Here is an 863-nt window from a genome sequence, read left to right as displayed (position 1 = left end):
CGCCCAATGCGGCTGAAGCTGCTCCAGGCATTCGCCGATGCCGACGCCCGATTCCAGGCGCTGGCCGGTGACCGTCTCGCAGCCGTCGCGCAGGCAGTTCTTCAGCCGAAAATCGAGCCGATCCATCCCAAGTTTTCCGGCAAGCTCGTCATAGAGCGTTTCCTGCATTATGGTGGCCTGCGGCACACCGAAGCCACGGAAGGCGCCAGCGATCGGGCCGTTGGTGTGGATGGCGTAGCCGGTGGCGCGGTAGTTCGGCGTGGCATAGGGGCCGGAGGCGTGCACCGGCACGCGATTGGCCACTGTCGGCCCCCAGCTGGCGTAAGCCCCGGTGTTGAAATCGCCCTCGAAGACCATGCCGGTGATACGGCCCTCGGCGTCGGCGCCGATGGTCGCCTTCATTTCGGCCGGATGGCGCTTGGTGGTCGACATCATCGATTCATTGCGGGTGTAGGCAAGCGCCGCCGGGCGGCCGGTCTTCATCGCCACAAGGCCGATCAGCGGCTGCAGCGAGACATCGAGCTTCGAGCCGAAGCCGCCGCCGGTGGCGGTTGGCACGATGCGGACCTTGTCGACGGCAAGCCCGAGCACCTTGGCCGTGTCGTCGCGGTCCATATAGGGCGCCTGGGTGCAGGCGACGACGACCAGCGTGTCGCCATCGATGTACGCATAGCCGGCTTCCGGCTCGATATAGGCGTGCTCGACGAAAGAGGTTTCGATGGCGCCGGATGCCGTGACCGTCGCGCCGGCGAGCGCTCGTTCCGGATCGCCGCGTTCGACATAGCCGGAGGTCAGCAGGTTTGCCGGGCGGTGCTGGTGGATCAGCGCGGCGCCATCGGCCTTCGCCTCGCGCGGCTGCAGCA

Annotated in this window: 1 protein-coding gene; it reads right to left on the bottom strand. The window is 67.0% G+C overall.

Going from position 1 to position 863, the window contains the following annotated elements; genetic code table 11:
* The coding region (locus EOA27_RS38365; protein WP_145970900.1) for a molybdopterin cofactor-binding domain-containing protein at positions 1-863 on the bottom strand (863 nt) is incomplete at both ends.

It is taken from the genome of Mesorhizobium sp. M2A.F.Ca.ET.037.01.1.1, from assembly GCF_003998075.1.
In the GTDB taxonomy this organism is placed as follows: domain Bacteria; phylum Pseudomonadota; class Alphaproteobacteria; order Rhizobiales; family Rhizobiaceae; genus Mesorhizobium.
Note: the sequence above shows the minus strand (reverse complement) of the source record. Positions and strands in the feature narration are given on the sequence as shown.